Annotated in this window: 12 protein-coding genes; 5 read left to right on the forward strand and 7 right to left on the reverse strand. The window is 59.4% G+C overall.

The genetic code is table 11. The features are described 5' to 3' along the window. Positions 1 to 277 precede the first annotated feature (277 nt). Positions 278 to 1,480 (forward strand): glycosyltransferase family 4 protein, encoded by a 1,203-nt coding sequence (locus ASB66_RS16745; RefSeq protein WP_158544224.1) that lies wholly within the window; start codon positions 278 to 280, stop codon positions 1,478 to 1,480. Here ASB66_RS16745 and ASB66_RS16750 read toward each other — a convergent pair. The 7 genes from ASB66_RS16750 to ASB66_RS16780 all read right to left on the reverse strand — a co-directional run bounded on the left by ASB66_RS16750 (position 1,464) and on the right by ASB66_RS16780 (position 17,379). Further along, complete coding sequence (locus ASB66_RS16750) at positions 1,464 to 2,975, reverse strand: tetratricopeptide repeat protein (protein WP_114386739.1); 1,512 nt, start codon at positions 2,973 to 2,975, stop codon at positions 1,464 to 1,466. The genes ASB66_RS16745 and ASB66_RS16750 overlap by 17 nt on opposite strands. Then, positions 2,972 to 7,993, reverse strand: a complete 5,022-nt coding sequence (locus ASB66_RS16755; protein WP_060718356.1) for a tetratricopeptide repeat protein — start codon at positions 7,991 to 7,993, stop codon at positions 2,972 to 2,974. Before ASB66_RS16755 ends, ASB66_RS16750 begins: the two co-directional genes overlap by 4 nt. A gap of 181 nt (positions 7,994 to 8,174) precedes the next feature. Continuing rightward, the gene (locus tag ASB66_RS16760; protein ID WP_060718357.1) at positions 8,175 to 8,564 is read right to left on the reverse strand and encodes a DUF6165 family protein; all 390 of its coding nucleotides are present in this window, start codon (positions 8,562 to 8,564) and stop codon (positions 8,175 to 8,177) included. A 138-nt stretch (positions 8,565 to 8,702) separates the two neighbouring features. After that, positions 8,703 to 13,316 (reverse strand): beta strand repeat-containing protein, encoded by a 4,614-nt coding sequence (locus tag ASB66_RS16765; RefSeq protein WP_114386741.1) that lies wholly within the window; start codon positions 13,314 to 13,316, stop codon positions 8,703 to 8,705. Positions 13,317 to 13,538: 222 nt separating this feature from the next. Then, entirely contained in the window at positions 13,539 to 14,177 is a 639-nt protein-coding gene (locus ASB66_RS16770; RefSeq protein WP_060718359.1) for an exopolysaccharide biosynthesis protein, read from the reverse strand. A gap of 114 nt (positions 14,178 to 14,291) precedes the next feature. After that, positions 14,292 to 16,133 (reverse strand): ABC transporter ATP-binding protein, encoded by a 1,842-nt coding sequence (locus ASB66_RS16775; RefSeq protein ID WP_060718360.1) that lies wholly within the window; start codon positions 16,131 to 16,133, stop codon positions 14,292 to 14,294. Between the two features lie 82 nt (positions 16,134 to 16,215). Further along, on the reverse strand, positions 16,216 to 17,379 hold the full coding sequence (locus tag ASB66_RS16780; protein WP_060718361.1) for a M20 aminoacylase family protein: 1,164 nt from the start codon (positions 17,377 to 17,379) through the stop codon (positions 16,216 to 16,218). 303 nt (positions 17,380 to 17,682) lie between these two features. Here ASB66_RS16780 and ASB66_RS16790 point away from each other — a divergent pair, with 303 nt between their 5' ends. The 4 genes from ASB66_RS16790 to ASB66_RS16805 all read left to right on the forward strand — a co-directional run bounded on the left by ASB66_RS16790 (position 17,683) and on the right by ASB66_RS16805 (position 23,486). After that, on the forward strand, positions 17,683 to 19,380 hold the full coding sequence (locus ASB66_RS16790) for a peptide ABC transporter substrate-binding protein (protein WP_114386743.1): 1,698 nt from the start codon (positions 17,683 to 17,685) through the stop codon (positions 19,378 to 19,380). Between the two features lie 350 nt (positions 19,381 to 19,730). After that, positions 19,731 to 21,437: a peptide ABC transporter substrate-binding protein gene (locus tag ASB66_RS16795; protein ID WP_060718362.1), complete on the forward strand. Its 1,707-nt coding sequence runs from the start codon at positions 19,731 to 19,733 to the stop codon at positions 21,435 to 21,437. 125 nt (positions 21,438 to 21,562) lie between these two features. Continuing rightward, entirely contained in the window at positions 21,563 to 22,573 is a 1,011-nt protein-coding gene (locus ASB66_RS16800; RefSeq protein WP_015917205.1) for an ABC transporter permease, read from the forward strand. After that, complete coding sequence (locus ASB66_RS16805) at positions 22,566 to 23,486, forward strand: ABC transporter permease (protein WP_114386745.1); 921 nt, start codon at positions 22,566 to 22,568, stop codon at positions 23,484 to 23,486. The genes ASB66_RS16800 and ASB66_RS16805 overlap by 8 nt, the downstream gene beginning before the upstream one ends. The last annotated feature ends 1 nt before the right edge of the window (position 23,487 follow it).

Genomic DNA, 23,487 nt, shown 5'->3' on the forward strand with positions numbered 1-23,487 from the left:
CACACCTCATCATCCATCGCCGAAAGCACACATGGCGAGTTTTCCGTGAGGATCCGCCCTGCCCCACAAGCCGGGAACGGACCCATTCAACCCGACCGTAGAAGCCGAAGCTTTCGCCATGCTGGATTTTCGTGAATCCGTGTCGCAAACAGAAACAGTTCCCTTACCGTCGTTGATAACGCGACCCACACCGTTCCAGCGCCCGGAAAATCAGGTTAAGCTTTTGCAACCGGGGCGAATCGCCCTGAAAACCGCCAGGCTTGGAGATATGCTGCCCGTGACCCAGACGCCCAGACGGCCCGTGATCATCCATTGGGGCATATCCAGCTTTTTCGGCTGGGGCATTTATGGCCTTAACCTGGCGCTCAACTGGTCCAATGATCCGGTGCTGGAGCCGGTGACGTCCTTTCCGTTGCAATCGGACCAGATCGTCGTCGATCCTTTGCGGCAACGGGCGCTTGGCGGGTTTTTCCGGGCCAGCGCCGATCTTTCCACCCGCATCGCCGCCCAAAGCGAAAAGTCCCTGACGGTCAATACCCCGCTTCTCGCCGGACTCGGCAATGATTTCACCATGTCACCCGGCCCCAAAGGTGTGGCGCTTTCCGGCAGCCCGACACTGGGCGTGGTGTTCTTCGAACTGCCACAACTGTCGGAGGCCACGAAAGCCAGAGCCAAAGCAATGCCGCTGGTGATTGCCGGATCGAGCTGGAACGAAGAGATCATGCGCGCCCATGGCCTCAACAACGTCACCACCGTCATCCAGGGCATCGACCAGACGCTGTTTCACCCCGGCCCGCGCCAAGGCGTTCTGGCCGACCGGTTCCTGGTTTTTTCAGGCGGCAAGCTGGAATTGCGCAAGGGGCAGGATCTGGTGGTTGCCGCGTTTGCCCGGTTTGCCAAACGCCATCCCGAAGCCCTGCTGGTTTCCGCTTGGCACAGCCCCTGGCCACAATTTGCCCTGACGCTCAACCGGTCCGGCAAGGCAACCGCCATCACCACCAATGACAAGGGCGCCATCGACCAATCCGCCTGGATTGCCGCCAACGATATCGCGGCCCATCAGTTCCTCGATCTCGGCTCTGTCCCCAACGCCCTGATGGCGCCAATCCTGCGGGAAATGGACGTGGCGGTCTTCCCCAACCGTTCCGAAGGCGGCACCAATCTGGTGGCGATGGAATGCATGGCTTGTGGCGTGCCGACGATTCTGTCGGCCAATACCGGTCATCTCGACTTGATCGACGGCGGCAATTGCTATGCGCTGGAACACCAGACCCCTGTTGCTGGCGAAGGAGCTGGTGTCGGCTCCGTGGCCGGCTGGGGAGAAAGCAGCGTCGATGAGATCGAAGAGACGCTGGAGCGGGTCTGGCGAGACCGCAACGAAGCCCGTCGCCGTGGCGAGCGCGGCGCGGCCAAGCTTGCTGGCTATACCTGGTCGCGCACGGCGGATGCGATGAAAAAGATCATCAGGACTTATTCGTAATCGCTTCGGCAAGCGACACCGCTTGCGCAATCGGGGCGCTGAAGTCGCCCGCCTCGGTTTGGCGGCAAAGCTGCATGGACGGATACCAAGGCGACGTTCTGCCGTCAGTACCCCAGCGCCAATCCGGCACTTTCTTCAAAAGGCCGATGGTCGGTACGCCAAGGCTACCGGCCAGATGCAGCGGCGCGGTGCAGACCGAAACGAAGGCCGAAAACTGGGTGAGGATGGCAGCCGTGTCGAGAAAGGCATCCGCTCCGGCATCGAAATCCGGGCCGGGATGTTCCAGCGTGAAGGACAGGCCCGCCACTTTATAGCCCGACGGCGTATCGGCGGGTTCCAATGCAGCCTCGTCAAGCTTTTGCAGGGCAATCAGCCGCGTACCGCAAAGGCTCGCAAAGGGCGATAACTGTTCGGGACCGGCAAGGCTGCGGCCTTTTTCCGCTGGAGACAGGGGATTACCGCGCCAGACAAAGCCCAGAGTCTTTTCGCCTTGCTTCAAATCCAGCCGTTCACGCCACAGCCCAACCCGCGCCACCTGCGGCTGCACATAGGCACGGGCTTTCGGTACGCTGCCCAGTGTCAGTTTCAGCCGATGCGGCAGGCCAAGCAGCGGCACCTGAAAATCGATGGTTCCTGCTGGCGGGTTCTCTGCCTGTACCCGATCCGCGCCCGGCACATCCGCCAGCAGCCCGACCAGCTTGTTTGGCACTTGCAGGATCACCTCGCCGCCAAGCGATTTGACCAGGGGTAACAGCTTGACGAACTGGATCGTGTCACCAAGCCCCTGTTCCGCATGGACCAGCAGCCGTTTGCCTTGAAACGGCCGCCCGTTCCAATCGGCAATCTCAGTATGACGTGCTTCTCCCGGAAAGCCTTCGGCCTGCCAGCGCCATTCGTACTCGGCAAAACCGGTGGTATAATCGGAAAGCCGCAGCAGGTTGATGCCGAGATTGTAATGGGCCTCGGCGGACGTCGGATAGATCTCCAGCGCCTTGGACAGCAGCGCTATCGCTGCCTCCGCCTCGCCCACTTCGGCAAGCGCATTTCCAAGATTGTGCAGTGCTATGCGGTTTTGCGGATCGAGCACCAGAGCTTGACGATAAGCGATAACCGCCGCCGGATAATTATCGAGATCGGCATGGGTTACGCCGATATTGGCGTAACAGGCGGCATTGTCAGGCGCCAATTGCGCGGCCCGTTGATAGGCTTCCAGCGCGTCCGGCTTACGACCGGCCTCACCCAGCGCATTGCCGAGATTGTACCAGATATCGCTCTCCTCAGGCGCAAGTCTGAGCGCCCGGGCATAAAGCGACAGCGATTGCGCCAGATCGCCGCGCGAACGTTCCGCCGAGGCCAGCAATCTGAGCGCATCGACCTGATCAGGCTCTTCCTCCAGAATGGCGCGGTAATGGGCAATGGCTTCGTCCAGCATGCCAGCCTTGTGCAGCTGAAAGGCTTGGATCAACCTTTCGCCCGACGCGGATTGGTTCGTCATGACTTACGCTCCACCAGCCGCTTGAAATCTTCTGCCACCGCCTTGGCCACACTTGCCCAATCGCCCGGCTGCGGTTGGCGAAACAGTTTCAGACCCGGATACCAGGGGCTATCGTCTCGACCGGTCATCCAGCGCCAATCCGCACCATATTTCAGCAAAGCAAAGCATGGCACGCCGAGCGATGCCGCCAGATGCAGCGTGGAGGTGCAGGAGGAAATCACCAGATCAAGCGCGCCAATCGCTGCCGCCGTCTCACCGAAATCGCCAAGCTCCGCCCCCGGTGCCTGCATGGCCTTGGCAAAATCCAGACCCGCCATCTGTTCCAGCCCGTCCTTGAATTGCAGGCTGATGAAATGCGCGCCTTCGACAGCAAACAGCGGCTCCAGCATTTTCAAGGGCGGCGAACGCCCCTTGTCGGCGCGCGCAACCGGATTGCCCTGCCAGATCAGCCCGACCCGAAGAGCGTCACGATGCGCAAACCGCGCTTCCCAATCCGCCACCCGGCGGGGATCGGGCCGGAAATTGGCCGGTCCGGGCAAGGTTTCCAGTGTGGTTGCAAAAATCAGCGGCAGGCTCATGATCGGCGCTTCGACATCGGCATCGTCAATTGCATCGACGCCCTGGCGGCGCAGGGTGATGTTGTGCCTCTCCACCACCAGCGTTGAAAACAGGCCGATCAACGGCTCACGCAATTCCAGAATGACATGACCGACCTTGAGAGCGGCCTGCCGCACGAAACGGGCAAACTGGATCTGGTCGCCCAACCCCTGTTCACCGTGAATCAGCAGCACTTTGTCCGGCAGCGCTTCGCCGGTCCAGCGCGGCATGGGCAGCGAGCGCGCCACCATTTCCGCGCCCTGCCAGCGTGCCTCGTAATCGCGAAAACCCTGCGGCAGATTGCCCGCCATCAGATGCGCATGCGCCCTATCGATCAGGGTTTCGACATCGCCGGGCAGCAGATCCAGTGCAGTGTCCAGACTGGCGATTGCCTCCTCGACCTGACCCATTTCACGCAATGCATTGCCAAGCCCACGATGGGCCTTGGACAGATCCGGGCGCAACTGGATTGAGGCGCGGTAAGCCTCCAGCGCTTGCCCATAGCGATCCGTGTCGCGCAAAAGATTACCGAGCGTCATATAGGCTTCGGCGCTGGGGCTGGTCTCCAGGCTTTGGCGCAGGCAGGCCTCGGCCTCATCCTGTTTGCCGACATGGCGCAGTGCGATAGCATAATTGGTCTGGAAGATCGGTGAGGACAGACCAAGGGCCGCCGCTGCCCGCAGCAGGACATAGCCCCGATGATAATGCAGGCGCTCAACCGCTAGCCCGCCCAGCATATGCAGCGCCTCGGCCCGTGTTTCGTCCTCATGCAGCAGCGCCGCATAGGTCGCCTCGGCGGCAGTGACATTTCCGGCCATATGGGTGCGAATGGCGGCGGCCAGCCGTTGCTGCGGAGCCGGTTGGGCCGGAACGGCAACCACCGGCTCGACTGTTTCGAACAACTGCGCCCTGTCACCCTCGACCAACCTGCCGAGCGCCTCAGCCACACGGGAGACGACACCAGCAAAGGGCTCCGCCTCGACTTCATTGGCCACCCGGCGAAACACCCGGCTTGCCGTATACCAGGGGCTATCGCTGCGGCCACGCAGCCAGCGCCATTCGGCATGGGATTTGAGGATCACCCAGGTTGGGCGGCCAAGCGCGCCAGCCAGATGCGCCACCGCCGTATCGGAGGTGATGACGAGATCGAGATTCATGATCATCGCTGCCGTATCGGCAAAGGCATCGGCACCGCTGTCGAAATCCTCCGGCGGTCGCTCGACGGCAAAATCCACCATATCCAACTGTTCTTCGCCTGCCCCCTTTTGCAAGGCGATCAGGCGCACACCGTCGATGGCAGCAAGCGGCGCCAACACCTGCAAGGGAAAGCTGCGGCCCTTATCGACCTGCGGATCGGGATTGCCCTGCCAGACAAGGCCGACGCGGAAGCCTGGCTTTGCCGCAAGCCAGCCTGCCCAACGCCGCACCCGAAGCGGATCGGCAAACAGATAGGCGGGAAAAGCCGGGATCGTCTCGACGACCGTGTTGCAGAGCAGCGGCAGGCTCATCATGAACACGTGGTAATCGAGCGGCGGGACGGGGTCGCTTTCGCAGACGACACCATCCACTCCAGGCACGGTTTGCAGCAGCGTGGCAATCTTGCGGCGGCAGCCGATCATCACCTTGGCAGCGCCTTTTGCCTTCAGAAGCGCGGCATAGCGGACGAACTGGAACGCATCGCCAAAGCCCTGTTCGGCGAGAACCAGAATGGACTTGCCCGCCAGATCCTCCCCCTGCCAGACCGGCAGCCGAACGCGGGTACGGTCGATGCCGAGGATTTCCACCAGGAAGCGACGCTCGTAAAGCGGCAGGCCACGGGCATAATCGCCCTCGTTCAGCAAACACATGCCCAGCGCCATTTCCGCATCGGCATAGCCGGGACGAGCCTCAATGGCCTTGCCAAAGGCCAGTATCGCCTCGTCTTCGCGGCCGGTATCCATCAGGCTGATGCCAAGATTGCTCCAGGATTCGGCATGGCCGGGCTTGGCAATCGCGCCCTGTCTCTGGATCCAGCAGGCCAGATCGGCATAGCCGTGATTGCGCTCCGCCACACCCAGATTGCTCCAGGCATCGGCATTGCCGGGGTCAAGCGTCAAAGCCTTTTCCCAGGCGCGGGCGGCTGCCTGCGGCTGCTTGGCTTTTAGCAGAACCGCACCCAGTTGCACGTGATGCGAGGCCAGTTCCGGCTCGATCCGGCAGGCGCGTCGCAGAGCTTCCTCCGCCACGTTGAACCGGCCAAGTGCCAGCGCCGCCGCCGCATAAACGGACAGGGCATGGCCCGAGCGTGGCTGGGCTTTCAGCACGTCGCCGGCGCGGCGCAAAGCTGTTTCAGCCTCACCCAACGCAGTTTCGCGCCGGGCCAGTGCCAAAAGGCACGGTGCGTGACCGGTATCGTAGAGCAGCCCGTGGCGCAGCGCCCGCATCCCATCGTTCACCAGCCCCGCAGCATCCAGCGCAATAGCGAAATTACTCCAGTGGTCGGCCATTGAGGGGCGGATCGCCACCGCGCGGGCGCAAAAGGGAATGGCCTGCCGCCCTGCCACCGATGAGCGTTCCCCGGCCTCCAGGCACGCCATGCCAAGCAGGTTGAGCACCCGTTCCCTTTGAAAATCCTGCGTCAACACATGACGGTAAAGCTGTACGGCGCGGCCATAATCGCGGCCCTGATGGCGCTTGATCGCCTCGTTCAATCCGTCACCGGCCTCAGCCGGCGCATCCTCCGTGGCGCGGCCAGCAAACAGCAACACTTTCAGCTCATGCGCCACGTCCTGAAGCACCGGCTGCCATTGCCCCGCCTCCACCTGGCGAAACAGCCGCATGGTCGGGTACCAATCGGTCAGAATGCCATCCATACCCCAGCGCCAATCCGGCGCTTTCTTCAGCAACAGCCAGACCGGCCTGCCCAAGGCGCCTGCAAGATGGGCAAGAGCGGTATCTGAGGTGATGACCAGATCCAGTGACCCCATCAAGGCCGCTGTATCGACAAAGGCATCGGCTCCGTCATCAAGACCCGGAACGGGGTGCAGCACCAAACCCTCAGGTGCCGACTGATCGGCTCCTGCCCCCTTTTGCAGGGAAATGATGTCAATTTCGTCTGAGAATTCGGCAAGCGGCTGGAAGAGTTCCAGCGGCAGTGAGCGGCCCGGCTCCCCATAGGCCTTTGGATTGCCCTGCCAGGACAGACCGATGCGAAACCGTTTCGCTGCCTGCTCTTGCCTTGGAGAAAGTCCGCCAAGCCAGTCGCGCCAGCGCTCAAAAAGCGGTTTTTCCAGCGTGAGATAGGGAACGCGCTGGCCTGTCGCCTCCGGCACGAGGTTGATGAGACCCGGCAGCGACAATAGCGGCACCCAGGCCGCGTAAGCGGGCAGATCCGCACCATCAGGCAAGAGCGTGATGGACGGAGTGGCAAACAGTTCGGAAAGGTTCAGCAGACGGTAGAGTTGCGGTTGGCAGACGAAAACCACATGCCCAACCCGCTCAGCAATACGCGGTAAAAACCGGATAAACTGGATGGTATCGCCCAATCCCTGCTCATAAAACACCAGCAGCGTCTGGTCTTGCAGCACTTCGCCCTGCCAGCGCGCCCCCTGCATCAGCAAGGGCGAGGCGGAACTTCCGGTGGCCTGATCGCGCAACTCATAATCGGCCCAGGCCTCGCTCCATTGGCCGTCCAACAATTGCAGGCAGGCGCGGTTAAAGCGGTGAACGGGGGCATCGCCGCTGCCGATCAATTGCTTGAGAATCCGGTCCGCACCCTTCAAATTGCCCAGAATGCGCAGGCTTGCCGCCAGATTATTGGCGGCGCGTCGATGCGAGGGATCGAGCGTCAGCGCCTTTGTATAGCTGTCACAGGCCTCGGGTTCGCGTTGCAATCCATGCAACAGCACGCCGAGATTATAGAAAGCCTCGGCATCCGGCTTTAGCTCCAGCGCCCGGCGTAGATGGGTTTCGGCTCCCGCACTGTCGCCAAGCTCCAGCAGGATGACGCCCATCTGAGCCAGCAGTGACGGTTCGTCAGCCTCAAGCACCAGACCCTGTTGAGCTGCGGTGTGGGCCTCTTGCCACCGCCCTGCCGATGTCAGGGCCAAAACCAGATTGGACCAGGTGCCAACTGCCTTATCGTCAAGCGCCACAGCGCGAGCGCCCATATCGATAGCGCGCTGATGGTCACCCACTGCAATCAGCGGAAGAACCATATTTTGCAGCAGGCCGGGCTGGTCTGGCGCAAGTTGCAAAGCATGTTCGAAAGCGGGAACGGCCTCAGGGGAACGGCCGGAAAGATGAAGGGCGAGCGCATAATAATGAGCGATCTCGGCATGATCTGGATGGGCCTCGAAAAGCCGCGTCAAGCCCTGCAAGGCCTCAGCTACGCGCCCCTGCGCCAGCAGCGAACGGCACTGCGAAACCTCATGCGTCGTCATAACGCGCTCTTCTTTCATCCATTGGCCTGATCCAAGGCCAGGAACACCGAACCATCATGGCCCTGTTTACCCAAAATCGGCGCGTCGGCCATTTCATATCCAGGCGCAAAGATGCTCATGCATCCTCGCCTAAAGGTCAAAAATCCCAAGCATGGCCCGAGGACGATCCATGCGCCATCAATCAGGCCGCAGCATAAGGCTTGTAGGACTTTTCCTCAATGATGTCAGAGCCCAGCTCGACATTGATCTGCCGCTTCAACTCGGCGCGCCGGTCATTGGTGACATAGACCGAACGAGCGAGAGACACGAAACGAGGACCAAAATCACCGTCGCGCTCGCAATCGCGGATATCGTCCTCGATCTCCCAGAGCGCCGTATTGACCGACAGAAGATCACGGCTGATAGCGATGACGCCTTGATGATCGGCCACCGGCTTCAACCGTTCATTGAGCAGGGACAGCTCGCGTTCGACATTGGCGCGCTTGGCCTCATCCGTGATCCGCTCTGACTTGATCTGGAGAATGGTGATCTTGTCGATCAACTCACCCCAGGACACCGGAACTTCAATCATTGCAGGTCTCCGATTCGTGGAAATGCCACGATACAACAGCGAAGCGAACACTGGGAACCGGTTTTCGATGCCGTGCAATGCTCGTACACAGACAGTTGCCCGGCCCAGGTCAGAAACCCAGGGCCGGGGAGCACTACCTTAGGAGGAGCTCCAGCGGAAGTCGCTGGCCGACATGTTGTCGGCGGTCTTGCCGGACAAGGTCATCTGCATATCCGCCGTCCCGTCGCCATTGGTATCGACGACGAGTGTTGCCGTGTCGTTGACGAAATAGGCTTCCGAATTGCCGCTACCCGACAAGGCCGTCGATGTCCCCAGGTAAGAGAATGTACCGCTCAGCAACCCGCTGAACACCAGCTTGTCTTCACCATTGACGAAATCGGTAATCTTGTCCGGGCTCGACGTGTTGGATTTGTCTGTGGAGGTGAAGGTGAAGAGATCGGAACCGGCTCCGCCCGTCACCGTATCAGTACCACTTCCCATATAGATCGTGTCATTGCCGGCACCCAGATCCACTGTCGTATTGGTGCTGCCCGACAGCACGATCAGATCGGCCCCCGTACTGCCGGTGATATACTCTATATTAACCGTGGTCAGCGTCGATGCGGAGCCGAGCGTCAGCTTGTCCTCACCGCTGCCCAGATCGATCGCAACGCCAGTATACTGGCCGGAAATTGTGATCGTATCATCATAGGCGGAGCCGACCAGGGTTTCGACACTGGAGACGGTCGCGGTCACGGCTTTCTCAAAGCTCAGGTAATCCGCGCCTGTACCCATGAAATACTGGCCGTTGGAGATTTCCGTGTCCCTGATATAGACCACATCGGAGTTGCTGCCGCCGGTGACGGATTCGACATTATAAAGGCTGATCGTGTTGGTATAATTGCCGAGCGTGACCACGTCATTGCCGTCGGCCAGGTTGAGTTCTATGCCTGTCACCTGGGAACCCAGTGTCACCTTGTCATCGCCGGAGCCACCCGTGACCGTTTCAACGCCGACGATTGTCACCGTGCTCGAGGAGGACGCCAGCTTGACTTCGTCCGTGCCGTCGCCCAGTGAAATATAGCCACTATAAGTACTGCTGTTGATGGCGATATAGTCAGCCAGGGACTGACCGATGATGGTTTCCGCATTCGCCACCGTCACCGTATTGGTTGTGTTGGCCAGGGTCAGCTTGTCGGAACCATCGCCGAGATCGATAAATCCACCGGTCCATTGCGTGGCCAGCGTGATGATGTCGGCATTGGAACCGCCATTGATGGTCTCGACGTTCGAAACCGTCGCCGTCAGGCCGGCGCTCCAGCTCAGGGTATCCTGGCCATCGCCCAGATCAATCGTTGCCCCGCCGATCGAGCCGCTGACAGTCAGGACATCGTCGCCGGTTGAACCGGCCACCGTTTCGACATTGGCGACCGTGACGGTCCCGGCATCGCCGAACGTCAGCAGGTCATTGCCGCTACCCAGATCCAGAGTGCCACCAGTATAGACGCCAGACAGGGTGATGTTGTCGATCAGTGAGCCGCCGGTCACCGTTTCGATATTTTCCACCGTCACCGTATTGTTGGCGGAAGACAGGATCAGGCGGTCACTGCCAGCATTGAGATTGATGAAACCACCCGTCACTTGCTCGCCGATGGTGATGACATCGCTGCCGACATCGCCCAGGATGGATTCTGCCCCGGTGACGGTGACCGTGCCACCCAGTTCTGACATTTGCAGAACATCGTTGCCGGCTCCAAGCTTGATCGTGGTTGCCGTTATCGCGTCGGAAAACTCGACCGTATCGTCTCCCGCACCCCCGGTCACCGTTTCGACGCCCGACAGGGTCACCGTGTTGCCGGATGCCGAGAAGATGACACCGTCCTGACCTGCGCCCAGATTGATATAGCCCGATGCGCCATCGGCAAGGGTGATAAGGTCGGCGGCAGCCCCGCCGGTCACCGTTTCGACACCGTCCACCGTCGCTGTGCCACCGACATCGCCGATGATGAACTGGTCATTGCCTGCACCAAGCGAAATCGTACCGCCGGTCATATAGCTGGACAGGGTAATGATGTCGTCAACACCGGACCCGATAATCGTTTCGATGCTGGAGACCGTCAGAGTTCCGCCTTCAGCCGATAGCGTCAGGCTGTCAAGCCCGTTGCCGAGATTGAGGGTCATGCCAGTCGTACCGGAGGCCAGCGTAAACACGTCGCTTCCGGTGCCGCCGGTAATGCTTTCCACATTGGCAAGCGTCGCGGTATTGGCATAATTGCCGAAGATGACAGTGTCGTTGCCATCGCCAAGGTCGATATTGACACCGGTGACCGTCGCGTTGAACCGGATGACTTCATCGCCGGTCCCGCCGATGATCGTCTCCACATTGGCAGCCGTCACCGATCCGCCATTATCCTGGAATTTCAAAGTATCGTTACCATCGCCCAGATCGATCATGGTCGCGCCGCCGACCGTGCCGATGACGACCATATCCGAACCGGTACCGCCGGTGATGGTTTCGACATTGGAAACCGTGATGAGGTTCTTCGTGCCGTCGGCAACATTGGCCATGATGATGGTATCAACGCCGTCGGAAAGGTCGATACTGCCATTAAAGAGATTGGTCAGGATGATTTTCTGGGTTCCGGTTCCACCAACCAGCGTTTCGACATTCTGAACCGTCACGGTCGCATTTCCACCGATCGTCAGCGTATCGTCACCAGCACCGAGATCGATCAAGCCGGTGGTCACGGTTCCAGAAACCGTAATGACGTCGTCTGCCGCACCGCCGATGATCGTTTCGATATTGGTCGCCGTCAGAGTACCGCCTTCATCGCTCAACGTCAGTTGGTCGAGACCCTTGCCAAGGTCAATCGTACCGGCCGACATGTCGGTGCCGAGCGTGATAACGTCGCTGGACGTGCCGGCATTGATGGTCTCAACATTCAGAAGCACGGCAGTATTGTTGAAATTGCCGAAGGTGACGCTGTCATTGCCCGCACCCAGGTCGAGATAGACGCCTTGGGCGGCGCGATCGAACTTGACGACATCGATGCCGTCATCGCCGATGATGCTCTCGATATTGCGGGCCGTGACCGTGCCGCCCTTCATGATGGTCAGCGTATCGTCGCCGGTACCCAGATCGATCAGCGAGCCGGTAATGGCGCTGGTGATATACACTTGATCGGTCAAGGTGCCGCCGACGATGGTCTCAATCCCGGCGATGGATACGGTATTATCAAAATCAGCCATCGTGAGCTTGTCGGAACCGGAGCCGAGCGAGATCAGATTGCCGGTCAACAGGGTCTTGTAAAGGATCTGCTCGCTGGCGGAACTGCCCAGAATTGTCTCGACATTTGAAATGGTCAAGGTCCGTCCGGAACCGGTAAGCGTCAATGTATCATCGCCGCCCTTGAGATCGATTTCGCCACCCGTCGAGGCGACCGAAAAGCTGATCGTGTCTTCACCATCGCCGCCGATCAGGGTTTCGACACCGGAAATGTTGATGGTGTTGGAACCATCGGCCAGCGTCAGCTTGTCCATGCCGGTGCTGAGATTGATCGTGCCCTTGGTCAGTTCGGTGGTCAGCGTAATGATGTCGCTGGAACTGTCGCCGGTAATGGTTTCGACATTGGCGAAGGTGACAGTGTTATTGTACTTGGCCAGTGTTACACGGTCGCCATCGTCGTCCAGATCGATCAGGCCGCCGGTTACCTGCGTTTTGAAAATGATGTAGTCCTTGGTTTCACTGCCGACGATATTTTCGACATTTTTCAAGGTGACCGTGCCGCCGTCTTCATTGAAGACCAGTGTATCTTCGCCGGCTCCGAGATCGATCAAGCCGCCGGACTTGGCCTCCTGCATGTAGATAAAATCGCTGCCCGAGCCACCATAGATCGTTTCAACGCCATAGACACTGACGGAATTGGTATAATTTCCCAGAACGAGCGTATCATTGCCGCCATTCAAGGAAACATATCCGCCGGTGAACGCACTCCCGATCGTGACGTGATCGCTTCCACTCGACCCAACGATGCTTTCGGCATTGGAGATTGTCAGCTTATTGGTATAATTGCTGAGAACGACAGTATCATCGCCTTCACCGGCATCAATATTGAAATTGGAAGCCTTACTGTTCAGCTGAATGCGGTCGTCGCCACTGCCAGCCACAATTGTTTCGGTATTGGAGACATAGACCGTGCCGCCGCCATCGCCCAGGCTGACATAGTCGTTGCCGGAACCGAGATCTATACGGCGCGTCTGATCGCCGCTTTCACTCTGCATCGTCACGATATCGGACTTGGTGCTGCCGGTAACCGTCTCGACATCAATCAGCGTGACAGTATTATCGAATTTGCCGAGGATCACCCGGTCGGAACCGGTTCCGAGATCGATATAGGTGCCGAGCGCCTGGGCGCTCATCGTCAAATAGTCATTGCCCTGGCCAGCGACGATCGTTTCCACATTGAGGATGGTTGCGGTGACGCCAAGGTCAGAAAAGGTCAGGCTGTCGATGCCGGCGCCTAAGTCGATGTAACCTGAGGTAGCCTTGGTATCGTAGAAAATCTCGTCTGCACCGGTGCCCCCCAAAACAGACTCGACATTCGACAGCGTGACGTTGTTATCGAAATTGCCAAGGATCAGCTTGTCGTTGCCACCGCCAAGATCAAGGTTAGCACCCGAAACCTGGGCGGTCAGGAGAATGATATCCGTTGCACTCGTTCCAGTTACACCATCAAGACTGCTTACAGTCGTTGTCGTAGTAGACGTTGCCACGGCAAATCCCCATTGTGGTAATTGCCGACGCAGGTCAGCAACAAAGCGTTTGGTCGACACACGCTCGACCGGCGATCATGGGGAAAGATAGGAAGCGAAGCTGTCGCGAAACTTGCCATATGGTCGATTAGCAACCAAGAACCGCAAGTGAATGGTAAGACACGCCCCGGTAAACGTTCCGAGCATTCCGGCAGCGTCAGGTTCACTCCCAGGCAATTCGGTTTAGCCAAAGGATATGCTGAACAGCAATAAGGCCGCCTTGCCGAGCGCCACAATCACGCCCGCGACAACCACAATCGACAGAAGAAACACCACACTGCCCACTAGCGCGTAAAGCCCGTCCTTCTCCAGAAGCGCGAAGGCAAACAGCGACAGGGCAATGGCAGGCAGGATATTACCGAGCGGAATGGGCAATGCGAGAATGATGGCCAGAATAAAAGCCATGATCCCGAGAAGGTTTTCCGCCGGTCCCTTTACCAGCAGGCCAAAGCGCGGCTTCAGCAGCCTCTCGCCCCGGGCAAGCCAGGGCACGATCCTGGCGACGATAGCGGAAAAATCGGCCCGCGCCAGCGAGCGTTTGGTGATCCAGCCCGGCAGCCAGGGCTGCCAGCCCAGCATCAACTGCGCCGCCAGAAAGACCAGCGGCGCGCCTGTTATGGCCGACGTACCCGGTGGGGTCGGCACGATATTGGGAAGCGCGAAGATCAGGATCAACGCGCCGAAAGCACGGTCGCCGAGCGCCTCGAAAATATCACCAATAGAGACCCGCGCCCGTGTTTCATCCTCGGCAATCCGAAAAAGGATCTGCGAAAGCGGCAGGGCCTCCGTCTGCTCCGCTTCACCGCCCAGTCTCTGATCCATTGCCGCTCCTCAAAGGTCGATACGGAACCCGAAAAGCGCTCCGCAGCGAACGGCATATGGAAACTCCCGGACGCCAGCGCAAGGGCAAGACGATGGCGTAAGGGCGAGCGGCGCTTACACCGTTTCCTGTACCAGATGACCTGCCGAGACTTCCCGGTAATGGCGCGCTGGCGGTTCATAGCCGAGGGGCCGGACCGGGCTCTTGATTTCATCGGTCGACATTTGCCGGGTGATATTGCGACGCGCCGGATCGGGTACCGGCACTGCGGCGATCAACTTTTTGGTATAGGGATGTTGCGGATTGTCGAACACTGCCTGACGCGGCCCGATTTCGACGATTTCACCCAGATACATCACCGCCACCCGGTGGCTGACGCGCTCCACCACCGCCATGTCGTGCGAAATGAACAGATAGGCGAGATTGAAGCTTTCCTGCAAATCGAGCAGGAGATTGCAGACCTGCGCCTTGATCGAGACATCAAGCGCCGAGACCGCCTCGTCGGCAACGATCACTTTCGGATCGAGCATCAGCGAGCGGGCAATGGCGACGCGCTGGCGCTGGCCGCCGGAAAATTCATGCGGGTAGCGGCGCATCATATCGGCGCTGAGACCGACGCGCTGCAACAGGTCGGCAGCCTTTTCCCGCGCCTGTTCCTTGGTACCAAGTTTATGCTCCAGAAACGGCTCCATCACCGCAGTGCCTACCGACATGCGCGGATCAAGGCTGGCAAACGGGTCCTGAAATACCATCTGGATGCTGCGGCGCATCTTGCGCAGGGTGCTGCTGTCGAGCGACATGACATTATAACCATCAAGCGCAATCGTACCGCTGCTCGGCTCGATCAGCCGGGTGATCGAGCGGCCCGTCGTCGACTTGCCGCAACCGGATTCACCGACCAGCGACAGGGTCTCGCCGGGCCTGAGATCGAAGCTGACATTTTCCACCGCATGCACGGCGCCAGACCTACGCCCCAGCAGGCCGGAGCGGATGGCAAAACGGGTCGTCAGGTTTTTCACTTCGAGGATCGGGCGCGGCACCATGTCAAGGGCGCCGACTTCCGCCTCCTCGACCAGGGTGTCACCCGTCTTGATGTCGATCACCGGAAACCGCATCGGCAGCGAATGGCCATGCATGGAACCAAGCTTCGGCACGGCCGACAAAAGCGCCCGCGTATAGGGATGCTGGCCACGGTTGAAAATATCGTCCGTCGTGCCGCCTTCGACCATTTCACCCCGGAACATCACGATGGTGCGGTCGGACACCTCGGCCACAACCCCCATGTCATGGGTGATGAACAGCACCGACATGCCCTCTTCTTCCTGCAAGACCTTGATCAGGTCGAGGATCTGGCCCTGGATGGTCACATCCAGCGCCGTGGTCGGCTCGTCGGCGATCAGCAGTTTCGGCTTGGTGGCCAGTGCCATGGCGATCATCACGCGCTGGCGCATGCCACCGGAAAACTGATGGGGGAATTCGTCAAACCGGCTTTTGGCATTGGGAATCCGGACCTTTTCCAACAGCCGGATCACTTCGGATTTCGCCTCGGCCCTGGAAATATCACGGTGGCACAGGATGGCCTCGGCGATCTGCTTGCCGATCGGGAAAATCGGGTTGAGGCTGGTCATCGGCTCCTGGAAGATCATCGCAATATCATTGCCGCGCACCCGGCGCATCTCTTCCGGCGCAAGCGTCAGCAATTCGCGACCGTTCAGCTTGATGCTGCCCTCGATCCGGCTGAAATTCTTCGGCAGCAATTGCATGATCGACAGGGATGTCACACTTTTGCCCGAGCCGGATTCGCCGACAATGGCGACGGTCTCGCGCGGTGCGACATCGAAGCTCATGTTGCGCACCACCGAAGACCAACGATCGCCGATCCGAAACGAAGTGGTCAGATTGCGCACGGACAGAACCGGCTGAACAAGCTCGTTCTGGGTGGTGTGATCGTCAGCCATAGGTGTGCTTCCCCTGATTTTCGACCCCGATCTCAGGACCGGGGTGCTTTATTATTCTAGCGATAAAAGCGTGGACAGCTTGTCAGGCTGCCAAACCGGTTTCGGCCAATTCCACCCAATAACTGATGCCATAGGGAATGGCCTCGTCATTGAAGTCATAGGCCGGGTGGTGGAGGTTGGCGGTATCGCCGACCCCTAGGAAAATGAAGGCGCCCGGACGGCTTTCCAGCATATAGGAAAAATCCTCGGCGCCCATTTTCGGCGCCATGTCGGTCTTCACGCGGTTTTCCCCGGAGATTTTGGCGGCAACCGAGGCGGCAAACTCCGTCTCTTGTGCGTGGTTGAAGGTGACCGGATAGCCTCGATGATAATGCACTTCGGCGATAGCGCCATGCGCCATGGCCGTGGCGCTCGCCACTTCCTGCAGGCGCTTTTCGGCAAAATCGCGAATCTGCGGCAGCAGAGTGCGCACGGTGCCGGTCAGGGTCACATCCATCGGAATGACATTATAGGCATCGCCGCCATGGGTGGTGGTGACGCTGATGACCAGCGATTCCAGCGGATCGACGCCGCGCGACACGATCGATTGCAAGGCTATGATCACATGCGCTGAAACCAGCACCGGATCGACCGACATATGCGGCTGGGCGGCATGGCTACCCTTACCCTTGATGACAATCTCGAACGTATCGGACGCCGCCATCAGCGACCCCTTGCGAATGGCGAAATCGCCAAGCGGCACGCCGGGCGCATTGTGCATGCCGAACACCTGCGAAATGCCGAACTTGTCCATCATCCCGTCCTGCACCATGGCAAGGCCGCCGCCGCCGCCTTCTTCCGCTGGCTGGAAGATCACCGCAACCGAGCCCGCGAAATTACGGGTTTCGGCCAAGTGCTTCGCGGCCCCCAGCAGCATGGCGGTATGGCCGTCATGGCCGCAGGCATGCATCTTGCCCGGCACAGTGGAGGCCCATGGGGCGCCTGTTATTTCGGTGATCGGCAAGGCGTCCATGTCAGCACGCATGCCAATGGTGGTGCCCTCGCCGCGATTGCCCTTGATGATGCCGACGACACCCGTTCTGCCAATGCCTGTTTCCACCACGTCGCAACCGAATTCCTTCAGCTTCTGCGTGACGAACGCTGCTGTCTGATGCACATCGAACAACAGTTCCGGTGTCTGGTGCAAATGGCGCCGCCAGCCTGCGACCTCTTCCTGCAAGGCGCTGGCACGGTTCAAAATGGGCATGAATGACCTCTTTTTGCTGTTCCCATCCGGTTTTCGATGGCATACTGTTCATCAACATCAGCGTTTTGCAAGTCGCAAATGCAATGAATGAACAAAAAATAGCCTGAAATGGCAATGGCTCAAAACTTAGTCAGACCACTGCTTGGGGCCACGTTCAGATGCCAAGGCACTCCATCATCCCATCTATTATGTTGGTAGATTAAACCTCTGCGTTCTTGACTCTGGACGCCGCGCTGCGAAGCAATGCAATCATCTCAACCAAAGCAGGACACGGCAACCATGACATATAACAGGCCCTTAAGGGTGCTATCGGCAGCCGCCATTTTCGCAGCCACGGGCGCACTTGTCAGCACCCCTGCCATAGCCGCACGCGGCACGGACGGCGACGTGAAGATCCTGTTCTGGCAGGCCGTTTCCAACCTAAACCCCTATTTGTCGGGCGGCAGCAAGGAAGTCTATGCCGCCTCGATGGTGATCGAGCCGCTGGCCGGTTTCGATGAGCAGGGCAATCTGTTTACCCGGCTAGCGGCCGAGATCCCCACGGTCGACAACGGCGGCATCGCCAAGGACATGACGTCCATCACCTGGAAACTGAAGCCGGGCCTGACCTGGTCGGACGGCGGCACTGTCAGCGCCGATGACGTGGTGTTCACCTGGAAATATTGCATGGCGCCCGGTGGCGGCTGCGCTCAGGCGGCCAAGTTCGACGGGGTGAAATCAGTGGAGGCCATCGATCCACTGACCGTGAAGGTGACGTTCGACGCCCCCAAACCCTTTCCCTACAGCGCCTTTGTCGGCCAGCTCTCGCCAATTATCCAGCAGTCCCAGTTCAAGGATTGCCTGGGCGAAAAAGCCCCGCAATGCACCGAGGCCAATTTCAAGCCGCATGGCACCGGCCCCTTCGTCGTCCGGGATTTCAAAGCCAATGACGTCGTGCTGTTTGACGCCAATCCGCGCTACCGCGATCCGGCCAAGCCAGCTTTTGCGAGCATTACCCTGAAAGGTGGCGGCGATGCGATGTCGGCGGCCCGCGCCGTGCTGGAAACCGGCGAATATGACTTTGCCTGGAATACGGTGGTGGAGCCGGAAGTGACGGAATCCATGCTGAAAGCCGGCAAGGGCACAATGACATCGGCCTTCAGCTCCACGGTCGAGCGCATTCAACTCAACCCCTATGCCGTCGATGCGGCCCTCGGCGCCAAGCGCTCCACCAAGGAGGCCGGCCCCCATCCAGCCCTGTCAGACCCCAGGGTCCGCCGGGCGCTGGCGCTCGCCATCGACCGCGACGTGATCGTTGAGGCAGGCTATGGCGCTGCCGGCCAGCCAACCTGCAACATCATCCCGGCCCCGGATATTTTCGCCTCCAAGGCCAAGACCTGGTGCGGAAAGCAGGATCTTGACGGAGCCAACACGCTGCTGGACGAGGCCGGCTGGAAAAAAGGCCCGGACGGTATCCGCGTAAAGGACGGTCGGAAATTGTCCTTGTTATTCCTGAGCACGACCAATTCGGTGCGCCAGGGCACGCAGGTTCTCGTCAAGGACATGTGGTCGCAGATCGGCGTCGAAACCGAATTGCGCAATGTCTCCGCTTCGGTGTTCTTCGGCGGCGACCCGGCCAGCCCCGACACCTACCAGAAGTTCTATGCCGACGTGCAAATGTATGCCAGCGGCTTTGAAAGCACCGATCCGGAAAAATTCATGGGCGGCTTCACCTGCGAAAAGATCCCCTCACCCACCAACAACTGGCAGGGTGAGAACATCGCCCGCTACTGCGATCCGGCCTATGACAAGCTGCTGAGCGAGCTGCGCAAGACCTCCGGCACCGAAAAACGCGCCGAACTGGTGCGCGCATTGAATGACATGATCGTCAATGACGGCCTGGTCATTCCGCTGGTCAATCGCGGCGAACCCTCGGCCATCTCGAACACGCTGAAGGGTGCTAAGCTCAATCCCTGGGATTCGCAGTTGTGGAATGTTGCAGATTGGACCCGTAGCAAGTAAGATCCATGACAAGGATCGCATATTGCATTGCAGCATGCTGGCACCGTTGACGCCAGCATGCTTGGGGCGCCTTGCCGCTGAATGGTGTATTGGCCCGTACCCTATCCACAGTTGATGCATCGTCACGCATTTTCCATCTTGAATGAAAAATAAGCTTGTGATTTTATAGCCCAAAATTTGGGCAAACCAAAAATCAGGACAGGCAATCCGACTAGGCCCAGAGGGGATCACAGGGCCATACACTCTTTAAATTCAATGCCATCAAGGCAATGGGGAAAATTGGCAGCGTCCTTGCATGCGCTGCCAGAAGAAAACTCTCGTTCACGAGATTAACAAGGGAACAGCAAACCATGCGTAACATCCGGTTGATTCTGGCGGCATCTGTCGCGTCATTGATGATGACGGGCGCGCCAGCCATGGCCCAGCGCGGCAGTGACGGCGATCTGAAGATGCTTTTCTGGCAGGCCGTGTCCACCATGAACATCTATCTGTCCGGTGGCACCAAGGAGCAATATGCATCCTCCATCGTCATCGAGCCGCTGGCTGGCTTCGACGAAAAGGGAGAACTGGTTCCCAAGCTGGTCGACACCATCCCGACCGTGGAAAACGGCGGCGTCTCCAAGGACCTGACCAGCATCACCTGGAAACTGTCGAACGGCATCAAATGGTCGGATGGCACGCCTGTTACCGCCGATGACGTGATCTTCACCTGGCAATATTGCACGGCAGACGGCGGCGGCTGCGCCCAGAAGCAGAAATACGACGGCGTAAAGACTGTCGAAGCGCTTGATCCGCAGACCATCAAGGTGACGTTCACCTCGCCAAAGCCCTATCCCTATTCCGCATTTGTCGGCTCGCAGGCGCCGATCATCCAGAAGGCCCAGTTCAATGATTGCCTCGGCCCTAAGGCGCCGGAATGCACGGCTGCCAACTTTGCCCCTATCGGCACCGGCCCCTTCAAGGTCAAGGAATTCAAGCCGAACGACGTCATCACCTTTACCGCCAATGAAAACTACCGCGATCCGGCCAAGCCCGCCTTTGCAACCGCAACGCTGAAGGGCGGCGGCGATGCGCTGTCGGCGGCCCGCGCCGTGATGGAGACCGGCGAATACGACTATGCCTGGAACATGCAGGTCGAGCCTGAAGTGCTGGCAACCATGGAAGCCGCTGGCAAGGGCAAGATCATCACCGCTTTCGGCAGTCAGGTCGAGCGTATCAACATCAACCTGACCAATGCCGATCCGGCCCTGGGCGACAAGCGCTCCACCAAGGAAGGCGGCCCGCATCCGTCCCTGTCCGATCCGGCAGTGCGCAAGGCGCTCTCCATGGCCATCGACCGCGACGTGATTGTCGAGGCTGGCTACGGCCTCGCCGGCAAGCCGACCTGCAACATCGTTCCCGGCCCGGATATCTATGTGTCCAACACCAATGACTGGTGCCTGAAGCAGGATATCGACGGTGCTAACAAGCTGCTGGACGATGCCGGCTGGAAAAAGGGCTCTGACGGTATTCGCGCCAAGAACGGCGTCAAGCTGAACTTCCTCTACCTGACCTCGACCAATTCCGTCCGTCAGGGCACCCAGGCGCTGGTCAAGGATATGTGGTCACAGATCGGCGTTGGCGCTGAACTGCGCAACGTTTCAGCCTCGGTGTTCTTCGGCGGCGATCCGTCCAGCCCGGACACGTTCCAGAAATTCTACGCCGACGTTGAAATGTACACCAACAATTTCGACGGCACCGACCCGGAAGCCTATATGGCCGAATGGATGTGCGACAAGATCCCAAGCCCGGCAAACGGCTGGCAGGGTCAGAACATGCCGCGCTATTGCGATCCAGCTTATGATGCACTCGTCACCAAGCTTTCCCAGACCGCCAAGATCGAAGAGCGCGTCGAGATCGTCAAGAAGCTCAACGACATGCTGACGGAAGCCGGCGCGCATCTGCCGCTGGTCTATCGCGGTCAGCCTTCGGCCTTTGCCGCAAGTCTCCAGGGCATCAAGATGACCGGCTGGGACAGCGAGTTGTGGAACATCGCCGACTGGTCGCGCGCCAAGTAACAAGCGCCTTGCCGGACCCGCATGACGCGGGTCCGGTGAGCTGGCGGTTGTCGGCACCCCCTGGGCGCCGACGCCCCGTTCCAGCTTCATCTCTCCTCCCTGGCGCGCCCGGAGATATAAAAATAATGTTTACCTATACGATCCGGCGATTGCTGTTTGCCATCCCGACCCTGCTGATCATCAGCTTCATCATTTTCGCGCTGCTGGCGATGGCGCCGAACAATCCGCTCGGCGATTTGCCGCTGACGATCCCACCGGAAGTGCGCGAACAGATGCGCGCCGCCCTTGGCCTCGACCAGCCGATGATCGTGCGCTTCTTCCTGTGGCTGAAGCAGTTCTTCATCAATGAGCCGCTGAATATTTTCGAGCAGATCACCGGCCTCACCGTCGGCTCCGGCCAGCGCCTGCGGGTCCTGTCCTGGACCACACGCAGCCCTGTGGTCGACCTGATTGTCCAGCGCATGCCGCAGACACTCTGGGTTGTCGGCCTGTCCTATGTGTTCGGCGTACTGCTGGCCATTCCGCTTGGCGTCATCTCCGCCTACAAGCAATATTCGATCTTCGACCAGATCGGCACTTTCGTTTCCATGGTCGGCTATTCCGTGCCGACCTTCTTTACCGGCGTTCTGCTGATCGTGATCTTCTCCTCGACCCTGCACTGGTTTCCCTCGGTCTACGATACCAATCTCCAGGTCGTCGATTGGACAAGCTTCGTCGCCCAGGTCAAGCAGATGGTTCTGCCGGTCATGGTGCTGACGCTTTATAATACCTCGCAGATCAGCCGTTTCGTGCGCGCTTCCATGCTCGACAATCTGCATCAGGACTACGTGCGCACCGCGCGTGCCAAGGGCGTCAAGGAAAAGACTGTGTTGCTGGTGCATGTGCTGCGCAACAGCCTGATCCCTGTAGTGACCGTAATCGCGCTCGGCGTGCCGACAATCTTTTCCGGCGCGATCATCACCGAGCAGATTTTCCGGGTCAACGGTCTTGGCCAATTGCTGATCACCGCCATCCAGAGCGGCGACCTGCCGCTGGTGCAGACGCTGACCTTCATCTTCGCCGTGCTGATCGTACTCTTCAATCTTATTGCCGACGTGTTGTACGGCATTCTCGATCCGAGGATCCGCTATGACTGATGCGCCCACCCTCGCCACCCAGGCTAAAGCCGACCGCTCGCAATCCTTCAGCGCCCAGCTTTGGGGCCAGTTCCGCCGCCATACCGGCGGGGTGATCGGTCTTGTCGTCTTCGTGCTGATCGTTCTGGCCGTCTATGTCGGGCCGATGATCCACCGCGTCGATCCCAACAAGCTGAATATCCGCGACAAGAACCAGGGACCGTCCTGGGTCCACCCGTTCGGCACTGACAATCTCGGCCATGATCTGTTCGCACAGGTCCTGGCTGGCGGGCAGATCTCACTGGCGGTCGGCATGGTCGCCATGTTGATCTCGCTGTTTGTCGGCACGCTGGTCGGCGTCCTCTCCGGCTATTTCAAGCGGATCGATGGTCCGCTGATGCGCATCACCGACCTGTTCCTGGCCCTGCCGATCCTGCCGCTGCTGCTCGTCATCACCATGCTGTTTCGTGATGTGCTGCGCGCTGCCTTCGGCCCGGAAGCCGGGATTTTTATCCTGATCGTCTTCGTCATCGGTATCACCAGCTGGATGCACACCGCCCGCATCGTGCGCGGCGATGTGCTGACGGTGAAGAACCAGGAATTCGTGCTGGCCGCCAAAGCCAGTGGCATGCGCGAATACCGGGTGATTCTCAAGCATATCGTTCCCAATGTGCTCAGCTCCGTCATGGTCTCGGCCACACTCGGCATCGCCTCGGCGATCATCACGGAATCGGCCCTGAGCTTTCTCGGCCTCGGCTTCCCCTCCGACTTTCCGACCTGGGGCCGGTTGCTGTATGACGGTGTAAACTTCCTGCAAATCACCCCTGCCCGCGCCATCTGGCCGGGGCTGGCGATTTCACTGACCGTGCTCAGCGTCAACTATATCGGCGATGGCATCCGTGATGCACTCGATCCGCGCTCTATGAAGCGCTGAT

Origin of the sequence: Gillisella vitis, assembly GCF_001541345.2 — a bacterium.
GTDB classification, from domain to species: domain Bacteria; phylum Pseudomonadota; class Alphaproteobacteria; order Rhizobiales; family Rhizobiaceae; genus Allorhizobium; species Allorhizobium vitis.

What these genes read in the sequence shown, in the direction of transcription:
- ASB66_RS16805 (WP_114386745.1), top strand. Translation starts at nt 22,566, where the DNA reads ATGACTGATGCGCCCACCCTCGCCACCCAGGCTAAAGCCGACCGCTCG.
- ASB66_RS16760 (WP_060718357.1), bottom strand. Translation starts at nt 8,564, where the DNA reads ATGATTGAAGTTCCGGTGTCCTGGGGTGAGTTGATCGACAAGATCACC.
- ASB66_RS16795 (WP_060718362.1), top strand. Translation starts at nt 19,731, where the DNA reads ATGCGTAACATCCGGTTGATTCTGGCGGCATCTGTCGCGTCATTGATG.
- ASB66_RS16755 (WP_060718356.1), bottom strand. Translation starts at nt 7,993, where the DNA reads ATGACGACGCATGAGGTTTCGCAGTGCCGTTCGCTGCTGGCGCAGGGG.
- ASB66_RS16780 (WP_060718361.1), bottom strand. Translation starts at nt 17,379, where the DNA reads ATGCCCATTTTGAACCGTGCCAGCGCCTTGCAGGAAGAGGTCGCAGGC.
- ASB66_RS16800 (WP_015917205.1), top strand. Translation starts at nt 21,563, where the DNA reads ATGTTTACCTATACGATCCGGCGATTGCTGTTTGCCATCCCGACCCTG.
- ASB66_RS16770 (WP_060718359.1), bottom strand. Translation starts at nt 14,177, where the DNA reads ATGGATCAGAGACTGGGCGGTGAAGCGGAGCAGACGGAGGCCCTGCCG.
- ASB66_RS16775 (WP_060718360.1), bottom strand. Translation starts at nt 16,133, where the DNA reads ATGGCTGACGATCACACCACCCAGAACGAGCTTGTTCAGCCGGTTCTG.
- ASB66_RS16750 (WP_114386739.1), bottom strand. Translation starts at nt 2,975, where the DNA reads ATGACGAACCAATCCGCGTCGGGCGAAAGGTTGATCCAAGCCTTTCAG.